The sequence below is a fragment of the Cytobacillus massiliigabonensis genome (genome assembly GCF_900199725.1).
Lineage (GTDB): Bacteria > Bacillota > Bacilli > Bacillales > Cytobacillaceae > Cytobacillus > Cytobacillus massiliigabonensis.
This window is the reverse complement of record NZ_LT904904.1, coordinates 62,420-81,537: the sequence shown is the minus strand read 5'-3', so window position 1 is coordinate 81,537 and position 19,118 is coordinate 62,420. Positions and strand designations below refer to the sequence as shown.

Sequence of the window (19,118 nt, the reverse complement as noted above, 5' to 3'; positions counted from 1 at the left end):
GAAGCTAGACCGCAAGGACTGGTGGAGCGCTTAGAAGTGAGAATGCCGGTATGAGTAGCGAAAGATGGGTGAGAATCCCATCCACCGAATGCCTAAGGTTTCCTGAGGAAGGCTCGTCCGCTCAGGGTTAGTCGGGACCTAAGCCGAGGCTGAAAAGCGTAGGCGATGGACAACAGGTTGATATTCCTGTACCACCAAACTCCGTTTGAGCAATGGGGGGACGCAGGAGGATAGGGTAAGCGCACTGCTGGATATGTGCGTCTAAGCAGTTAGGCTGCAAGCGAGGAAAATCCCGTTTGCGTGAAGGCTGAGCTGTGACAGCGAGGGAAATATAGTACCGAAGTTCCTGATTCCACACTGCCAAGAAAAGCCTCTAGCGAGGATAAGGTGCCCGTACCGCAAACCGACACAGGTAGGCGAGGAGAGAATCCTAAGGTGAGCGAGAGAACTCTCGTTAAGGAACTCGGCAAAATGACCCCGTAACTTCGGGAGAAGGGGTGCTCTTTGGGGTGTTAAAGCCTCGAAGAGCCGCAGTGAATAGGCCCAGGCGACTGTTTAGCAAAAACACAGGTCTCTGCGAAGCCGCAAGGCGAAGTATAGGGGCTGACGCCTGCCCGGTGCTGGAAGGTTAAGAGGAGGGGTTAGCTCACGCGAAGCTCTGAATTGAAGCCCCAGTAAACGGCGGCCGTAACTATAACGGTCCTAAGGTAGCGAAATTCCTTGTCGGGTAAGTTCCGACCCGCACGAAAGGCGTAACGATCTGGGCACTGTCTCAACGAGAGACTCGGTGAAATTATAGTACCTGTGAAGATGCAGGTTACCCGCGACAGGACGGAAAGACCCCGTGGAGCTTTACTGTAGCCTGATATTGAATTTCGGTACAGCTTGTACAGGATAGGTAGGAGCCTTGGAAGCCGGAGCGCCAGCTTCGGTGGAGGCATCGGTGGGATACTACCCTGGCTGTATTGAAATTCTAACCCATGCCCCTGATCGGGGCAGGAGACAGTGTCAGGTGGGCAGTTTGACTGGGGCGGTCGCCTCCTAAAAAGTAACGGAGGCGCCCAAAGGTTCCCTCAGAATGGTTGGAAATCATTCGAAGAGTGTAAAGGCATAAGGGAGCTTGACTGCGAGACCTACAAGTCGAGCAGGGACGAAAGTCGGGCTTAGTGATCCGGTGGTTCCGCATGGAAGGGCCATCGCTCAACGGATAAAAGCTACCCCGGGGATAACAGGCTTATCTCCCCCAAGAGTCCACATCGACGGGGAGGTTTGGCACCTCGATGTCGGCTCATCGCATCCTGGGGCTGTAGTCGGTCCCAAGGGTTGGGCTGTTCGCCCATTAAAGCGGTACGCGAGCTGGGTTCAGAACGTCGTGAGACAGTTCGGTCCCTATCCGTCGTGGGCGCAGGAAATTTGAGAGGAGCTGTCCTTAGTACGAGAGGACCGGGATGGACGCACCGCTGGTGTACCAGTTGTTCTGCCAAGAGCATCGCTGGGTAGCTATGTGCGGAAGGGATAAGTGCTGAAAGCATCTAAGCATGAAGCCCCCCTCGAGATGAGATTTCCCATAGCGTCAAGCTAGTAAGACCCCTGAAAGATGATCAGGTTGATAGGTTTGAGGTGGAAGCGTGGTGACACGTGGAGCTGACAAATACTAATCGGTCGAGGACTTAACCATAAATGATTACTCAACTTCTTCTTTAACATTATCTAGTTTTGAGGGAACAAACTCTCATCATAAATAGGTCTAGTGGCGATAGCGAGAAGGTCACACCCGTTCCCATCCCGAACACGGAAGTTAAGCTTCTCAGCGCCGATGGTAGTTAGGGGCTGTCCCCTTGTGAGAGTAGGACGTCGCTAGGCAAATGAAAAGAGTACCTTTATTGGTGCTCTTTTTTGTGGTCTAGGAAATTATAAAAACGATTGCAGTGGATAACTTTGTGACAGGTTGTCTGCATCCAGCTCCAACGCCTACCCCCTCGAGGTCACAAGCCAATCCTCCCAGAAAGCTAAAGGACAACCTTTCTGGGAGGATTGGCTTGTGCTATGCCTGAGGCTGATCAAGGCGCTTGCGCATTTGTTCCTATATACAAGTACATGATCTATAAATGTGTAAACGCGTTATGCTAGTTTTTCTTTCATTAAAAATTGATAAATTAAGAATGGCCCCTTACCAGTTGTAGTATTAAGAAAGGATTGGATAAAGGGATAATCACGGTTTGGCATCATTTTTATTATTTCGCTCCACCATTCTGTTTCATAGCGAGCAATCATGCTTAAATTGTATAGAAGTAAATAATGAATTAATAATTCAGGATAATTGTTTAATATGCTTTTTTTTAATGGAAAAACAAGTTGACTATCTTCTAATGAGAATTTTATAGGAAGAATATTGTCAGTATGTAATTGAGCATATTTAAAGTGAATAAAATTTTGGTCAGAATCCTCAATTAAAACTTCTGAAGCTGATTTTGCTTTCCAGTAGTCAATAAAGCGGGATTCAGTCATATGGTATTCATCTAGAATACATTTCGATATTGATAGCAGATCTCTTTGTTTCTTTAATTTTATAAAAGTATTTTTCCTTTCCATTGTAGAAAAGAGCGAACTTAGTTCAGGTAATTGCATAAGCAATTCTTCCATTGTCGCTTTTTCCCCTTCCAATTGTTTCATGTGAAACATTTTCTCTGCCATGTACGGAAATAGTCCACTTTTTTGAAACCTTACCTCGTCCTGAAAGAAGTGGTAGTGTTGTTTCTTCTTTTTCCTTGTGGAAACACCATGTGCCAAAACCGATGTTGTTTCAGGATAGTTTGGGTCAATTGTTAATATACAGGCTTTAATTAGGTGAACGAGTCCATAAAAAAGCAGGATTGGCTGGATGATTAAGGGGGCTAGTTCTGCTTGTTTGTAATATATTTGTCCATGTTCAAGATAATATATAAAGGGATAGCTTTTTTCGTAACTATTAATTTCCGCCTTTTCAAGATTTCGTTGCTGATAACAATTTTTCAAATAGTCTTGAGTGTAGTCTGCAGAAAAAAAGGGAAGAAATGAATTCCAATTTGTGTATGTAAACACTGAAAATGTCCCTCCTTAATTATTAGAAAAATCTAACATATTGAACTTACCTTGACAGTATTTTGTCCAATTGATAACCTACTAATAATATTTTCGAGTCTAGGGGGTAAAAAAGATGTGGGAAAGTAAATTTGTAAAAGAAGGTTTAACATTTGATGATGTATTGCTTGTTCCTTCAAAATCCGAGGTTCTTCCAAGAGATGTAAATCTAAGTGTCCAATTAACGGAAAAAGTAAAGCTTAACATCCCGATTATTAGTGCCGGCATGGATACAGTTACTGAGGCGGATATGGCAATTGCAATGGCTCGTCAAGGCGGACTAGGAATTATTCATAAAAATATGTCCATTGAACAGCAGGCTGAACAGGTTGATAAAGTTAAACGTTCAGAAAGCGGCGTTATCTCAGACCCATTTTTCCTCACCCCAGAACAACAGGTTTTCGATGCAGAACATTTGATGGGGAAATACCGAATCTCCGGTGTTCCGATTGTAAACAATCAAGAAGAGCAAAAGCTTGTTGGTATCTTAACAAATCGTGATCTTCGCTTTATCTCTGATTTCTCAATTATTATTTCAGATGTGATGACAAAAGAAAATCTAGTTACAGCTCCCGTTGGTACAACATTAGCTGAAGCTGAAAAAATTCTTCAAAAGTATAAAATTGAAAAGCTGCCTTTAGTAGATAATAATGGCATTTTAAAAGGGTTAATTACAATTAAAGATATAGAAAAAGTTATTGAGTTTCCTAATTCTGCAAAAGATCAACATGGGCGCCTTTTAGTGGGAGCTGCAGTTGGTGTTACGAAGGATACGATGAAAAGAGTTGAGATGCTAGTTAAATCTCAAGTTGATGTGATTGTACTTGATACTGCACATGGACACTCAAAAGGTGTTTTAGATACAGTTCGTGAAATCCGCAGCAGCTATCCTGAATTAGCTATTATTGCAGGAAATGTTGCTACTGCGGAAGGAACAAAGGATTTAATTGAAGCTGGGGCAGATATTGTAAAGGTCGGAATTGGTCCTGGTTCTATTTGTACGACACGCGTAGTTGCAGGTGTAGGCGTTCCGCAAATTACGGCTGTTTATGATTGTGCAACAGAAGCGAGAAAACATGGAAAAACGATTATTGCTGATGGCGGAATTAAGTACTCAGGGGATGTAGTTAAGGCACTTGCTGCAGGCGGACATGCGGTAATGTTAGGAAGCTTACTTGCTGGAGTATCAGAAAGCCCTGGAGAAACGGAAATTTTCCAAGGTCGCCGCTTTAAAGTATATCGAGGCATGGGATCTGTTGCTTCAATGGAAAAAGGTTCAAAAGATCGTTATTTCCAAGAGGATAATAAGAAATTTGTTCCAGAAGGAATAGAAGGCCGCCTGCCTTATAAAGGACCTCTTTCAGACACCATTTATCAACTTGTTGGCGGTTTGCGTTCAGGAATGGGATATTGCGGTACAAAGGACTTAGTGGAATTAAGAGAAAATGCCCAATTTGTTAGAATGACTGGTGCAGGATTACGAGAAAGCCATCCGCATGATGTACAGATTACAAAGGAAGCACCAAATTATTCATTATCATAATACGATAGAGCAGGGAAGAAAAATTCTTCTCTGCCTTTTTATTGTACTTAAATGGACGTACAGTCTAGCTACTCCACTCTGCGTATAGTGGGCTTCGGTCCCTTCCACGCGCAAGTCAAAATTTAAACACTATCGTACAGCATGTTTCCTTTATCATAGTCAGAGCATTCTAGTCCATAAAGCTTCTGCTTTTCTAAATAGGTAATCATCTGCCTATTTTTTATGGGTGAGTTATGTTAAAATAACAAAAGTGTACTAATATGTTGGAGGGCTTTATATTGAAAATAAAACAATATCGTAAATATGTTGCTAGTTTCCTTGTGTTAATAATGGTATTAGGAATTTTCCCAAATTTAAATAGAGCTCATGCAGAGGATGCTTTGAATATAAATGCAGACGGTGCTATTTTAGTAGAGGCAGAGACAGGAAGAGTGCTGTATGCTAAAAATCCCGATCAAGTACTTGGCATTGCTAGTATGACAAAAATGATGACTGAGTATCTCCTGCTTGAAGCGATTAAAGAAGGACGCGTGAAGTGGGATCAGGAATATGCAGTAGATGAATACGTTTATAAAGTATCTCAAGATTATCCGCGTTTATCGAATGTTCCATTACGCAGAGACGGAAAATATAGTATTCGTGAATTATATCAAGCAATGACCATTTATTCAGCAAATGGTGCAACGATTGCGATTGCTGAAACAATTGCTGGTTCAGAAGCCAATTTTGTTAAAATGATGAATAAAAAAGCGGAAGAGTTAGGATTGCAGGATTATAAATTTGTTAACTCTACTGGATTAAACAATTCAGATTTGAAGGGCTTCCACCATACTGGAAATCTTGAAGATGAAAACGTTATGTCTCCAAGAGCGACAGCAAAGCTAGCTTCACGTTTGATTAGTGATTTTCCAGAGGTTCTTGAAACAGCAAGCACACCAAAAATGAAATTCCGTGAAGGTACGGATGACATGATTCAAATGGAAAATTGGAACTGGATGCTTCCAAGCCTTGTTTATGGCTATGAGGGTGTAGATGGTTTGAAGACTGGAACAACTGATTTTGCCGGGCTATGTTTCACAGGTACTGCGGAGAGAAATGGAACTCGCTACATTACCGTAGTTATGAATGCAAAGGATGAAAATGGAAAGAATACAGATAAAAAGGTTCGTTTTGATGAAACAAGAAAAATGTTTGATTACGCCTTTAGTAATTTTAGTAAAGAAGAATTATATCCTGAAAATTATCAGGTAAAAGGGAAAAAAACGTTACCTGTAATTAAAGGAAAAGAGGATAAGGTAAAGATTCAAACAAAAGAACCGATTTCCATGGTTGTTAAAAATGGGGAAAAAGAAAATTATAAGCCTGAGCTCGTTTTAGATAAAAAGAAGTTAAACGATGAAGGTGAGTTAACAGCACCAATCAAAAAGGGAGAAAAGATTGGTACGTTGACATTAAAAGCATCAGATGGACAAGCATTAAACTTTTTAACAGAAGATGGACAAAAAAATATTTCAGTCGATGTTGTCGCTGCTGATGATGTAGAAAAAGCAAACTGGTTTGTGCTTATGATGCGCGGAATAGGCAGTTTCTTCGGAAATGTATGGGGCAGTATTTCTTCAACAGTAAAAGGCTGATTTTAAAAAACAAGGGTTTCCTGTCTTGACAGGAAACCCTTTTTGTTGTTTATTTTCATTAGGGAAAGGTAATTATTCCGATTGATTTAATAAAATATTTTCCTTGCCCACATTTTTTATCGAATCACCCATCCATGGCTGATGGTATAAGACAAAGGGGGAGCACAATGAAGACAGGAACAGATCGAGTAAAAAGAGGAATGGCAGAAATGCAAAAAGGCGGCGTCATCATGGATGTTGTTAATGCCGAGCAAGCAAAAATTGCTGAAGAAGCAGGTGCGGTTGCAGTAATGGCATTAGAAAGAGTTCCATCAGATATTCGTGCTGCAGGAGGCGTAGCAAGAATGGCTGATCCTCGTATTGTCGAGGAAGTTATGAATGCAGTCACAATTCCAGTTATGGCTAAGGCACGTATTGGTCACATTGTAGAAGCGCGAGTACTTGAAGCTATGGGTGTAGATTACATAGATGAAAGTGAAGTATTAACTCCAGCAGATGAAGAATACCATTTAAATAAAAAAGAATATACAGTTCCTTTTGTTTGTGGATGCCGTGATCTAGGTGAGGCTGCACGCCGCATCGGTGAAGGTGCAGCTATGCTTCGTACAAAAGGCGAACCAGGGACTGGAAATATCGTGGAGGCTGTTCGCCATATTCGTAAGGTTAATGCACAAGTTCGTAAGGTTGCAGGGATGAATGAAGATGAGCTAATGACAGAAGCTAAGCTGCTAGGAGCACCGTACGAGCTTCTTCTTGAAATTAAGAACCTTGGACGTCTTCCAGTCGTTAACTTTGCTGCAGGCGGCGTAGCAACCCCTGCTGATGCTGCTCTTATGATGCAGCTTGGTGCAGACGGTGTCTTTGTTGGGTCTGGCATTTTTAAATCCGAAAATCCAGCTAAATTTGCTCGAGCGATTGTTGAAGCAACTACCCATTTTCAAGACTATAAATTGATTGCAGAGCTTTCAAAAGAGCTTGGGGCTCCAATGAAAGGGATTGAAATTTCATCATTAGCTCCGGAAGCTCGTATGCAGGAGCGCGGCTGGTAAGGAGAGAATACTGAATGATTAAAATTGGGGTTCTTGGCCTTCAAGGTGCCGTAAGGGAACATGTAAAGTCTATCGAGGCATGCGGTGCAGAAGCGATTGCCATTAAACGTAAAGAACAATTGGATGAAATAGATGGTCTAATTCTTCCTGGTGGAGAAAGCACCACAATGCGTAAGTTGATTGATAAATATGACTTTATGGGGAGTCTGAAGGAATTTGCTGAGTCAGGCAAGCCGATGTTTGGGACTTGTGCAGGCTTGATTTTATTAGCAAAAAATATTATCGGTTATGATGAACCGCATATCGGTGTTATGGATGTGAAGGTCGAAAGAAATTTTTTTGGACGTCAGCGAGAAAGCTTTGAAGCTGATTTAGATATTGCAGGTGTAGCAGAGGACTTCCAAGCTGTCTTTATCCGTGCTCCACATATCGTTCAAGCCGGAGAAAATGTCGAGATCCTCGCTAAACATAATGAACGTATTGTAGCAGCTCGTGAGGGGCATATTCTTGGCTGTTCCTTTCATCCAGAGTTAACAGATGACCACCGTTTAACCGAATACTTTATTGATATGATAAAAGAGGCGAAATAGTAAATATTTGAATAATATGGTTGCAAAACGTTCATAATTGTAGTAAATTATGAATTACTTAAATTCTAATAGTTCAAAAGCATTGAGAGGAAGTAGTAACAGGATATTCATTCTTTAGAGAGCCGATGGCTGGTGAAAATCGGTGAATGCTGCTTGTGAATCCATCCTCGAGTAAAGTATGGAAAGCCTATTTAGGTTAGTAATTACTTTCGGTTAAAACCGTTATTATTTTAAGGTGGAAAGCTTCTGCTTTCAACTAGGGTGGCAACGCGGGTAACTCTCGTCCCTTTTATGGGGACGGGAGTTTTTTGTATTCTGCGGGTCATTGAAATATGGTTTTTATCGGAAATGGTAAAAATATTTTTAATTAAGAAGGAGGAGTTTTTCATGTTAGATATTAAGTTTTTAAGAGGAAATTTTGAAGAAGTGAAAGGGAAATTAGAGCATCGCGGGGAGGATTTAGGTGATTTAGGCAAGTTTGAAGAGCTTGACGGAAAGCGCCGGGAACTAATCATACAAGCTGAGCAGCTGAAGAGTAAAAGAAATGAGGTTTCACAGCAAGTCGCAGTATTGAAACGCGAAAAACAGGATGCTGAACAGTTGATTACAGAGATGAGACAAGTTGGCGATGAAATTAAGAAACTTGATGATGAACTTAGGGAAGTAGAAGAGACTTTGGAACACTTAATGTTAAGCATCCCAAATATACCGCATGAAAGTGTGCCTGTTGGGGAAACTGAAGATGATAATGTGGAAGCTTGGAAATGGGGAGAAATTCGCGAATTTAACTTTGAACCAAAACCACATTGGGATGTTGCTGATGACTTAGGAATTCTTGATTTTGAACGTGCAGGGAAAGTAACGGGAAGCCGCTTTGTTTTCTATAAAGGTCTCGGTGCGAGATTAGAACGTGCATTGTTTAACTTCATGCTTGATCTTCATACAGATGAGCATGGATATAAGGAGGTCTTGCCGCCATACTTAGTTAACCGTGCAAGTATGACAGGTACTGGGCAGCTTCCTAAATTCGAAGAAGATGCTTTCCTTATTGAAAACGAGGACTACTTCTTAATTCCAACAGCTGAAGTACCAGTTACAAACATGCATCGTGATGAAATTTTAAGTGCTGAAGATCTACCTATTAATTATGCAGCATTTAGTGCTTGCTTCCGTTCTGAGGCAGGGTCTGCCGGACGAGATACACGCGGACTTATTCGTCAGCATCAATTTAATAAAGTAGAGCTTGTAAAGTTTGTAAAGCCTGAAGATTCTTATGAAGAATTGGAAAAGCTAACAAAGAATGCGGAAAAGGTGTTACAGTTATTAGGGCTGCCATATCGTGTGCTCCTAATGTGTACAGGAGATCTGGGCTTTACTGCTGCGAAAAAGTACGATATCGAAGTTTGGATTCCAAGCTATGGCACATATAGGGAAATTTCTTCTTGCAGTAATTTTGAGGCATTCCAAGCGAGACGTGCGAATATTCGTTTCCGCCGCGAGCCAAAGGGCAAACCAGAAGCGGTTCATACATTGAATGGGTCTGGCCTTGCGATTGGCCGTACGGTTGCCGCTATTTTAGAAAACTATCAGCAGGAAGATGGAAGTGTCATTATTCCTGAAGTTTTACGCCCTTATATGGGAAACAGGGATGTCATTAAACCTGAATAAGTTTAAGTTTCTGAGCGGGCTAGCCCGCTCAGAAAATATAATTTTAATTGTGTTGACTTCATATTAAATAAGTGATATAGTATTTCTTGTCGATACGGAGGAATACCCAAGTCCGGCTGAAGGGATCGGTCTTGAAAACCGACAGGCGGGTCAAACCGCGCAGGGGTTCGAATCCCCTTTCCTCCTCCATTTAAATTGACATCAACATGCGCATAAATTGGAGATAAAATCGTTACAAGAGCTGTAACGGTTTTTTTTTATTATCAAAGAAAAATAGTCGCCGGGATTGGCGACTATTTTTTTAATAATTGAGTTTGCCGTAAAAAATCAGAGATGCGTTCGATAACTGGCTCAACAGAATTCTCATGATTGATAATATCATAATCATTTATATTAAGCCTTAGAACAGGGCAGGCATTGAAGGTATTGATCCAATTTTCATAACGCTGATGCATTTCTTCCCAATAGGAAATGGGTGTCTGCTGTTCCATTGGCCGTCCTCTTTCTTGAATACGTGAAAGAATATCTTCAATAGAACCTTCAAGATAGATAAGAAGATCAGGATGAGGAAAATAAGGTGTCATAACCATAGCATCAAAAAGACTTGTATACGTTTCATAATCAGTTTTTGACATCGTCCCTTTTTCAAAATGCATTTTTGCAAAGATGCCAGTATCTTCATAGATGGAACGATCTTGAATAAAGCCCCCGCCGTATTCAAAAATACGTTTTTGCTCTTTAAAGCGCTCTGCAAGGAAGTAGATTTGCAAATGGAAACTCCAACGGTCAAAGTCAGCATAGAATTTATCTAAGTAAGGATTTGTATCAACCTTTTCAAAGGAGGTACGGAAATTTAGCGCCTTTGCAAGCGCATTTGTCATAGTTGATTTCCCGACCCCAACTGTTCCGGCAATAGTAATCACAGAGTTTGCGGGGATCTCGTATTTATTTCTTAAATTCATGATTGAATGCTCCTCTTTTTCAATAATGTGGATAGCGTATCAAGTATATAGGATAAGTCATTTTTATTTTTTACAAAATTTAAATGATCCCCATTGAATCGCAGTACTGGAATGTCCGGGTGCTTTGCTTCAAAGTCATTTATGGCATTCTCGTAGTCAATGGATAATTGCTCTAAATACAAAGGACTAATATTTCTTTCAATCTCCCGTCCTCTTAGCTTAATGCGGGTTAAGAGTGTTTCAAGGCTGGCATGCAAATAAATGACCACATTTGGTTTAGGCATATCACTTGTTAATATTTCATAAATTTTTAAATATTTTTGGTACTCGACTGTATTTAATGATCGGCCAGCAAATATTAAATTTTTAAAAATATGATAATCAGCAACAACAGGTTTATTTTTATTTAAAAAGTGATTGTTTATATCACCCAGCTGTTTATAACGATTACAAAGAAAAAACATTTCTGTCTGAAAACTCCATTCTTCAATGTCCTCATAGAATTTCCCTAAAAATGGATTCTCATCAACAATTTCCTTTAATAATGCAAATTGAAACTGTTCGGCTATCTCTTTAGCAAGAGACGTTTTCCCGACACCAATTGGCCCCTCTACAGTAATAAAAGGTGTTCCCCCCATAGATTGCCCTCCTACTCTTTTGCTCTTTACTATTTTATTTTAATAAAATTGCATCTGTTAGAATTCACTCGTTCATTAATGACACAAAAAATATTTTATCACACTATTAGGTGGGAGGGATATGGAATTTCAATGGGGGAAGGCAATGAAAAAACAGCTGTGCAAATAGACAGCTGTTAATGGAGAAGATTATTAAGCTATTTTGTTAAGCCCTTTTTACTACATTGAAGTTTTCTGTGATTAAGAGCCAGTTTTGCGGAAAAGACAAGCCGAGTTTCCAATAGCTCATCCCTCTTAAATTCAGTTCTTTCACTAAATTAAATTTAGCTTGAATGGACCTAGCGTCTTCAAACCAAACTTCATGCTGCTTTCCTTCACTGTCTGTATAGCGGAAAAATGGCGCCTGAGCTGTATAATCATATTGGATAGCTGCGTTGTTGTTTGCTGCAATCTGAATTGCTTGCTGTGGACTAACTGCTCTAGCTATTGATCCTTGTACAAATGGCAATGTCCAATCATAGCCATATAAGTTTTGACCCATCATAATTTTTGTAGAAGGCATTTCGGTTATTGCATACTCAATAACATCTCTTACCGGTCCAATTGGAGAAACAGCCATAGCTGGACCACCGCTATACCCCCATTCATATGTCATGATAACCACAAAGTCGACAATTTCGCCGTGTGCTCTGTAATCATGTGCTTCATACCATTCCCCAGGCTGATCTGCCCTCGTCTTAGGTGCAAGCGCGGTAGAAATCAGCCACCCCTCTTGCTGGAAGCGTGCTTTTGCTTTTCGAAGAAATTGATTATAAGCTTCCCGGTCTTCTGGTCGCAGAAACTCGAAGTCAAAATGAATATCCCTAAAGCCATATTTCTTTGCTGTCGTAACGATATTATTTAGAAATCGATTTTGTATAGGCATATCGTTCAAAAGAATTCGCCCAAGTTCAGCATTGAATTGATCATTTTCCTGATTTGTAATGACCATCATTAATACATTGTTATTTGCACGAGCAATGGCAGGGAAGTTGTTAAGCAGCGGTTCCTTCAGTGAGCCGTCACGGAGCGCTTGAAAGCTGAAGGGGGCTAAATATGTTAGATACGGTGCTGCCTCTCTAGCGCTAGCTTCTAAATTAGGAGCAACTGTTGTACCTCTCGGCTCTACATAGGCGTTGAATTCCGCTCTTGTTTTCGGGCGGGGAGGAATATAAAGCCGAAATCCGATTTGAAGCGGCTGATTTACAGAAATGCTGTTAACAGAAGCAAGTTCTTGAAATGAAAGACGAAATTTCCTCGAAATTGAATATAAGCTATCGCCAGGTTGGACCCAGTAAAATTGACCAATAATTGGAATAACAAGGGTTTGACCGATTACAAGATTGTTTGGATTCGGAAGTTCATTCGCTTCTACAATATCACTAACGCTTGACCCGTAGGCTTGCGCAATCCCATATATGGATTGGTTTTGCTGGACAACATGAATTTGCAAGTTATTCCCTCCTATAATAAACCCAATGTGGAAATAAATAGATGAGTAGAATCGTCAGAAATTAGTCACTACAACATTTTATGAATGAGAGAATAAAGAAATGATATAATTTAAAGAGTAATACGCAAAAGGAATGAGATAGATGCTGCAAAATCTAGACAGAGATGAAACATACATGCTAGAAGCAATAAAAGAAGCTAAAAAAGCGCAAGAAATAATGGAGGTTCCGATTGGGTCAGTTATTGTTCTGAATGGAGAAATTATAGCCAGGGCACATAACTTAAGGGAACAAAACCAAAATTCAATTGCTCATGCCGAGCTGCTGGCTATTGATCAGGCTTGTCAAACACTCGGAACATGGAGATTAGAAGATGCCGTTTTATATGTGACACTTGAACCATGCCCGATGTGTGCTGGTGCTATCATGCTGTCGCGAATAAAAAAGGTCGTCTATGGTGCCAGTGATCCAAAGGGCGGCTGTGCAGGCACGTTTATGAACCTGCTTCAAGATGAACGGTTTAATCATCAAAGTGAGGTTGTACCTGGAGTATTAGAAAAAGAATGTGGCGAACTTTTATCTGCTTTTTTTAAAGGGCTGCGTTTGCGTAAAAAAGAAGAAAAAAAACGAAGAAAAAGACAATTGGAGATAGATGCAGGAATTAACAATGGATAAGCATTGATTTTTACAAATGATATTAGTATACTTATATTGTGTCACTCAGATGACACCTAAATATGGTTTCAACTTTGCCGTGCTAGGCGGGGAGGTAGCGGTGCCCTGTACTCGCAATCCGCTCTAGCGAGGCTGAATCCCTTCCCGAGGCTGATGTCCTGTAGGGTCTGCCTTAAGTAAGTGGTGTTGACGCCTGGGTCCTGCGCAATGGGAATCCATGAACCATGTCAGGTCCGGAAGGAAGCAGCATTAAGTGGACACTCTCATGTGCCGCAGGGTTGCCTGGGCTGAGCTAACTGCTTAAGTAACGCTTATGGGCGTCAGTCGACGGAAGGTGCACGGCAGTTTAACTATAATAAATGAAACTCATCTCATTTGAGATGAGTTTTTTATTTGTTTCCTTTTAAAAAAGAACTGGGATACGTTATAATGGTTGAAGAGTGCACAGGAAGGGGGCGTGTCGATGAGTTATCAAGCTTTATATCGCGTTTGGCGGCCGCAAAGCTTTATAGATGTTGTTGGACAGGAGCATGTAACGAAGACATTACAAAACGCCCTGCTTCAGCAAAAAATATCGCATGCTTATTTATTTTCTGGCCCCAGAGGAACTGGAAAAACAAGTGCGGCTAAAATTTTGGCAAAAGCCGTTAACTGTGAAATGGCCCCAGTGAATGAGCCATGCAATGAGTGTGCATCATGTAAAGGAATTACAGATGGTTCGATTCCAGATGTGATCGAAATTGATGCAGCGTCAAACAATGGTGTAGAAGAAATAAGGGATATTCGCGACAAGGTGAAGTATGCGCCGACCTCAGTGAAATATAAGGTCTACATTGTTGATGAAGTACATATGCTTTCCATTGGCGCCTTTAACGCACTGTTAAAAACACTTGAAGAGCCTCCAAAGCATGTTATTTTTATTTTGGCAACAACAGAGCCGCATAAGATCCCGCTTACAATTATTTCTCGTTGCCAGCGATTTGACTTTAAACGCATTACGGCCCAGGCAATTGTCGGAAGAATGAAGCTGATTGTCGAAGAGACTGGGGTTCAATGTGATGAACAAGCACTTCAAATTGTAGCAAGAGCGGCTGATGGCGGGATGCGTGATGCATTAAGCCTACTCGATCAAGCCATTTCCTTTAGCGAGAATCGGGTAACTATAGAAGATGCTTTAACTGTTACAGGTGCTGTATCACAAGGTTTTCTTAATAAATTAGCAAATGCAGTTCTCGAGAGGGATGCTGCAGCCGGCTTGGAATATCTTGAGGAACTGCTTTTTCATGGAAAAGATCCTTCCCGATTTATTGAGGACTTTATCCTTTATTATCGAGACATGCTGCTATTTAAAGCTGCACCAAGATTAGAGGAATCGTTAGAAAGAGTCATGCTTGATGATGATTTTCGAACGCTCGCAGAAAAAGTAAAACCAGAAGAGCTTTATAAATTAATCGATGTATTAAATAGGGCACAGCAAGATATGCGGTGGACGAATCACCCACGAATTTTTCTTGAAGTTGCAATAGTTAAACTCTGTCAGCTTGAAGGAGGATTACAAGCAACGCCAACTGGCGACCTTCAACTATTACTTAATAGAATTAATCAGCTTGAACAAGAGATAAGCGATCTAAAACAAAATGGGATTGCGATTAGTGATGAAGCCCAGCCGGTTGTTCAAAAGAAACCGCAAAGAAGCTCAAGAAAAGGATTTCAAGTCCCTGTTGGTAAAATCAATGAAATACTAAAGCAAGCTACAAAAGGAGACTTGAAGGATATCAAGAGCCAGTGGGGCGATATGCTTAATCGGCTCGTTCATAATCAAATGCGGTCACAAGCAGCTTTATTAAATGAAGCGGAGCCTGTGGCAGCATCTCAAAATGCTTTCATTATTAAGTTTAAATATGAGATTCATTGCCAAATGGCGATGGATAATGCTAAGTTTTTAGAAACATTAGCTAATATAATGAATGAATTATTAGGGAAACGAATGCAAATCGCGGGGGTTCCTGATGAACAATGGCAAAAAATTAGGAAAGACTTTCTCCATACTCAGCATGATGGCGAACCTGGTGAGGGTATAAACCAAATGGAGGAAGAGCCGCTGATTGCTGAGGCTAAGAAGTTATTTGGAGAAGGTTTAATAGAAATTAAAGAATAGTTATTGGAGGAAAAGACAATGCGTGGAATGGGAAATATGCAAAATATGATGAAGCAAATGCAGAAAATGCAAAAAAAGATGGCTGAAGCTCAAGAAAAGCTTGGAGAAGAAAGAATTGAAGGAACGGCTGGCGGCGGAATGGTTACAGTCGTTGTTTCTGGGCACAAAGAGGTGCTTGAGGTGAATATCAAGGAAGAGGTTGTAGACCCTGAAGATATTGAAATGCTTCAAGATCTTGTTCTGGCGGCTACTAATGATGCTTTGAAAAAGGCAGATGAATTAACAAATAATACAATGGGTCAATTTACTAAAGGGATGAATCTCCCAGGAATGTTCTAAGACAGAATTGTCTAGCAAAAGCGCCTTAGCACATAGTAAACCTCAAGTCTGCTCCATACAATAAGGAGACATCCATTTGCTATCGCTCATTGTGTCTTCTTAATCGAAAAAACCGGTCCTTCTGTGTTTGTATGACGATGACCAAGGCGCTTACGCTTTTCTAGGAGGAATAGATATGCATTATCCTGAACCGATATCAAAGCTGATTGACAGCTTTATGAAATTGCCAGGTATCGGCCCGAAAACGGCCGCACGTCTGGCTTTTTTTGTATTAAGTATGAAGGAAGACACTGTACTTGATTTTGCAAAGGCTTTAGTCAATGCTAAAAGGAATTTAACGTACTGCTCCGTTTGCGGTCATATCACAGATCAGGATCCTTGCTATATATGTGAGGATCAAAAGAGAGATCGAACGGTTATTTGCGTAGTCCAAGATCCAAAAGATGTGATAGCTATGGAGAAAATGAAAGAATATCATGGTCTGTATCATGTGCTTCAGGGAGCTATTTCTCCGATGGACGGTATTGGTCCAGAGGATATTAATATTCCAAGTCTCTTAAAAAGACTTCAAGATGATACAGTACAAGAGGTTATCCTAGCAACAAACCCGAATATTGAGGGAGAAGCAACAGCGATGTATATTTCAAGGCTTTTGAAGCCATCAGGTATCCGTGCCACACGTATTGCCCATGGGCTGCCAGTTGGAGGAGATCTTGAATATGCAGATGAAGTAACACTTTCAAAAGCATTAGAAGGAAGAAGAGAAGTATAAGAATAATGGAGGCGGAATAAATGTTATTTCGCAAAAAGGGCTGGCTTCGGAAGGAATTTGATGATCAGCTTTTAGAAAAGGTAAATGAGTTGAAGAATTCTTGGAATAGTCAACGGCAGCTGCTTGAAAAAAGCTTTGACCCATCCGCAGAAGCAATCAGCCAGGCAAAGATTGCTGAAGCGAAATATTTCTTTCTCTTTAAAGAAGTGAGGAAAAGAAAGATAACGATAAGAAAATAAATAAGCATGTCCTTCTTTCTAGGTCTTATTTGTACTTACATATCATAATATGAAAGTACAAGTATCTTGAGAGGAGGACTTTTTGTTGGAGCCTGTTGTAGTAATCTCCATATTAGGAGGATTAATTATTTTACTTTTATTTATTGGAACCCCTCTAAAGCCAGTAAGATTTATTGGACAGGGCGTAATTAAATTACTTATTGGCGCACTTTTTTTGTTCTTTTTAAATGCGTTTGGCAATCAATTTGGCATCCAAGTACCTATAAATCTCATTACATCTTCTATTTCCGGTTTTTTAGGGATTCCCGGTTTATTTGCATTAGTAGCTATTCAAACATGGGTTATTTAATGGACAGCTGATTTTTTAATGAGCTGTCCAATTATTTATAAAAAGGTATTGACTATATAGTTATTAGGTGATAATATATTAAAAGTCGTCACTACGACATAGTCAAAATAACTTTAAAAAGTTATTGACATTAGAATTGATAAATGATATATTAATTAAGTCGCTTAACTGCGAACAAAAGAAATTGCTCTTTGAAAACTGAACGAACAAAAAACGTCAACGTTTATTATTTTAGCCTTTTTAAAAAAGGTATTTATGAGCTAATCAACTCACAATTTATTGGAGAGTTTGATCCTGGCTCAGGACGAACGCTGGCGGCGTGCCTAATACATGCAAGTCGAGCGAATCTGAGGGAGCTTGCTCCCAAAGATTAGCGGCGGACGGGTGAGTAACACGTGGGCAACCTGCCTGTAAGACTGGGATAACTTCGGGAAACCGGAGCTAATACCGGATAATTCTTTTCCTCACATGTGGAAAAGCTGAAAGATGGCTCCGGCTATCACTTACAGATGGGCCCGCGGCGCATTAGCTAGTTGGTGAGGTAACGGCTCACCAAGGCGACGATGCGTAGCCGACCTGAGAGGGTGATCGGCCACACTGGGACTGAGACACGGCCCAGACTCCTACGGGAGGCAGCAGTAGGGAATCTTCCGCAATGGACGAAAGTCTGACGGAGCAACGCCGCGTGAGTGATGAAGGTTTTCGGATCGTAAAACTCTGTTGTTAGGGAAGAACAAGTACCGTTCGAATAGGGCGGTACCTTGACGGTACCTAACCAGAAAGCCACGGCTAACTACGTGCCAGCAGCCGCGGTAATACGTAGGTGGCAAGCGTTGTCCGGAATTATTGGGCGTAAAGCGCGCGCAGGCGGTCTTTTAAGTCTGATGTGAAAGCCCCCGGCTCAACCGGGGAGGGTCATTGGAAACTGGGAGACTTGAGTGCAGAAGAGGAGAGTGGAATTCCACGTGTAGCGGTGAAATGCGTAGAGATGTGGAGGAACACCAGTGGCGAAGGCGACTCTCTGGTCTGTAACTGACGCTGAGGCGCGAAAGCGTGGGGAGCGAACAGGATTAGATACCCTGGTAGTCCACGCCGTAAACGATGAGTGCTAAGTGTTAGAGGGTTTCCGCCCTTTAGTGCTGCAGCAAACGCATTAAGCACTCCGCCTGGGGAGTACGGCCGCAAGGCTGAAACTCAAAGGAATTGACGGGGGCCCGCACAAGCGGTGGAGCATGTGGTTTAATTCGAAGCAACGCGAAGAACCTTACCAGGTCTTGACATCCTCTGACAATCCTAGAGATAGGACTTTCCCCTTCGGGGGACAGAGTGACAGGTGGTGCATGGTTGTCGTCAGCTCGTGTCGTGAGATGTTGGGTTAAGTCCCGCAACGAGCGCAACCCTTGATCTTAGTTGCCAGCATTCAGTTGGGCACTCTAAGGTGACTGCCGGTGACAAACCGGAGGAAGGTGGGGATGACGTCAAATCATCATGCCCCTTATGACCTGGGCTACACACGTGCTACAATGGATGGTACAAAGGGCTGCAAGACCGCGAGGTTTAGCCAATCCCATAAAACCATTCTCAGTTCGGATTGCAGGCTGCAACTCGCCTGCATGAAGCCGGAATCGCTAGTAATCGCGGATCAGCATGCCGCGGTGAATACGTTCCCGGGCCTTGTACACACCGCCCGTCACACCACGAGAGTTTGTAACACCCGAAGTCGGTGGGGTAACCGCAAGGAGCCAGCCGCCTAAGGTGGGACAGATGATTGGGGTGAAGTCGTAACAAGGTAGCCGTATCGGAAGGTGCGGCTGGATCACCTCCTTTCTAAGGATGAAATGAAGTCTAACTTCATTAAAAGACGTTTCATTGTTCGTTCAGTTTTGAGAGAG

General features: G+C 41.5%; 15 protein-coding genes, 1 tRNA gene, 2 rRNA genes, 1 other RNA gene and 3 other annotated features. Of the genes, 15 read left to right on the top strand and 4 right to left on the bottom strand.

The features are described 5' to 3' along the window. Positions 1–50: 50 nt before the first annotated feature. Positions 51–795, top strand: a sequence feature (23S ribosomal RNA rRNA prediction is too short). A 1-nt stretch (position 796) separates the two neighbouring features. Beyond that, positions 797–1,666: a sequence feature (23S ribosomal RNA rRNA prediction is too short), on the top strand. 80 nt (positions 1,667–1,746) lie between these two features. Then, positions 1,747–1,863 (top strand): 5S ribosomal RNA (rrf, locus tag C1726_RS11785). A gap of 258 nt (positions 1,864–2,121) precedes the next feature. On the opposite strand, the gene C1726_RS11780 is transcribed toward rrf, so the two are convergent. Then, positions 2,122–3,081, bottom strand: coding sequence for a YaaC family protein (locus tag C1726_RS11780; protein WP_102273345.1), 960 nt, complete (start codon positions 3,079–3,081; stop codon positions 2,122–2,124). A gap of 115 nt (positions 3,082–3,196) precedes the next feature. Between C1726_RS11780 and guaB the strand changes: the two genes are divergently transcribed. From guaB to C1726_RS11750, 6 genes are all read left to right on the top strand, one after another. Beyond that, a complete protein-coding gene (gene guaB, locus C1726_RS11775) occupies positions 3,197–4,663 on the top strand; it encodes an IMP dehydrogenase (protein ID WP_102273344.1) in 1,467 nt (488 codons plus the stop codon). A 260-nt stretch (positions 4,664–4,923) separates the two neighbouring features. Beyond that, a complete protein-coding gene (locus tag C1726_RS11770; RefSeq protein WP_180968176.1) occupies positions 4,924–6,297 on the top strand; it encodes a serine hydrolase in 1,374 nt (457 codons plus the stop codon). Between the two features lie 167 nt (positions 6,298–6,464). After that, a complete protein-coding gene (gene pdxS / locus C1726_RS11765) occupies positions 6,465–7,346 on the top strand; it encodes a pyridoxal 5'-phosphate synthase lyase subunit PdxS (protein ID WP_102273342.1) in 882 nt (293 codons plus the stop codon). A gap of 14 nt (positions 7,347–7,360) precedes the next feature. Continuing rightward, positions 7,361–7,936 carry a pyridoxal 5'-phosphate synthase glutaminase subunit PdxT gene (gene pdxT, locus C1726_RS11760; RefSeq protein ID WP_102273341.1) on the top strand — a complete coding sequence of 192 codons (576 nt, stop codon included), beginning with the start codon at positions 7,361–7,363 and terminating at the stop codon, positions 7,934–7,936. Between the two features lie 73 nt (positions 7,937–8,009). Continuing rightward, positions 8,010–8,227, top strand: a binding site (T-box leader). Positions 8,228–8,323: 96 nt separating this feature from the next. After that, positions 8,324–9,604 (top strand): serine--tRNA ligase, encoded by a 1,281-nt coding sequence (serS, locus tag C1726_RS11755; protein ID WP_102273340.1) that lies wholly within the window; start codon positions 8,324–8,326, stop codon positions 9,602–9,604. 96 nt (positions 9,605–9,700) lie between these two features. Continuing rightward, positions 9,701–9,793: transfer RNA gene (locus C1726_RS11750), tRNA-Ser, on the top strand. A gap of 104 nt (positions 9,794–9,897) precedes the next feature. Here the strand turns inward: C1726_RS11750 and C1726_RS11745 are convergent. From C1726_RS11745 to C1726_RS11735, 3 genes are all read right to left on the bottom strand, one after another. Continuing rightward, positions 9,898–10,566, bottom strand: coding sequence for a deoxynucleoside kinase (locus C1726_RS11745; RefSeq protein ID WP_102273339.1), 669 nt, complete (start codon positions 10,564–10,566; stop codon positions 9,898–9,900). Continuing rightward, the gene (locus tag C1726_RS11740) at positions 10,563–11,204 is read right to left on the bottom strand and encodes a deoxynucleoside kinase (protein WP_102273338.1); all 642 of its coding nucleotides are present in this window, start codon (positions 11,202–11,204) and stop codon (positions 10,563–10,565) included. Before C1726_RS11740 ends, C1726_RS11745 begins: the two co-directional genes overlap by 4 nt. 205 nt (positions 11,205–11,409) lie before the next feature. Next, entirely contained in the window at positions 11,410–12,696 is a 1,287-nt protein-coding gene (locus C1726_RS11735) for a glycosyl hydrolase family 18 protein (RefSeq protein WP_102273337.1), read from the bottom strand. 142 nt (positions 12,697–12,838) lie between these two features. Here C1726_RS11735 and tadA point away from each other — a divergent pair, with 142 nt between their 5' ends. The 8 genes from tadA to C1726_RS11695 all read left to right on the top strand — a co-directional run bounded on the left by tadA (position 12,839) and on the right by C1726_RS11695 (position 19,053). Beyond that, positions 12,839–13,369: a tRNA adenosine(34) deaminase TadA gene (gene tadA / locus C1726_RS11730; protein WP_102273336.1), complete on the top strand. Its 531-nt coding sequence runs from the start codon at positions 12,839–12,841 to the stop codon at positions 13,367–13,369. Positions 13,370–13,446: 77 nt separating this feature from the next. Then, an RNA gene (ffs, locus tag C1726_RS11725) (signal recognition particle sRNA large type) lies at positions 13,447–13,711 on the top strand. Between the two features lie 121 nt (positions 13,712–13,832). Beyond that, positions 13,833–15,527, top strand: coding sequence for a DNA polymerase III subunit gamma/tau (gene dnaX, locus C1726_RS11720; protein ID WP_102273335.1), 1,695 nt, complete (start codon positions 13,833–13,835; stop codon positions 15,525–15,527). A gap of 18 nt (positions 15,528–15,545) precedes the next feature. After that, the gene (locus C1726_RS11715) at positions 15,546–15,866 is read left to right on the top strand and encodes a YbaB/EbfC family nucleoid-associated protein (RefSeq protein ID WP_057768422.1); all 321 of its coding nucleotides are present in this window, start codon (positions 15,546–15,548) and stop codon (positions 15,864–15,866) included. A 175-nt stretch (positions 15,867–16,041) separates the two neighbouring features. Further along, positions 16,042–16,638 (top strand): recombination mediator RecR, encoded by a 597-nt coding sequence (gene recR, locus C1726_RS11710; protein ID WP_053478149.1) that lies wholly within the window; start codon positions 16,042–16,044, stop codon positions 16,636–16,638. A 20-nt stretch (positions 16,639–16,658) separates the two neighbouring features. Then, entirely contained in the window at positions 16,659–16,877 is a 219-nt protein-coding gene (locus tag C1726_RS11705; RefSeq protein WP_102273334.1) for a YaaL family protein, read from the top strand. Positions 16,878–16,962: 85 nt separating this feature from the next. Beyond that, positions 16,963–17,226, top strand: a complete 264-nt coding sequence (locus C1726_RS11700) for a pro-sigmaK processing inhibitor BofA family protein (protein ID WP_102273333.1) — start codon at positions 16,963–16,965, stop codon at positions 17,224–17,226. 276 nt (positions 17,227–17,502) lie between these two features. Then, a 16S ribosomal RNA gene (locus C1726_RS11695) occupies positions 17,503–19,053 on the top strand. Positions 19,054–19,118 lie beyond the last annotated feature (65 nt).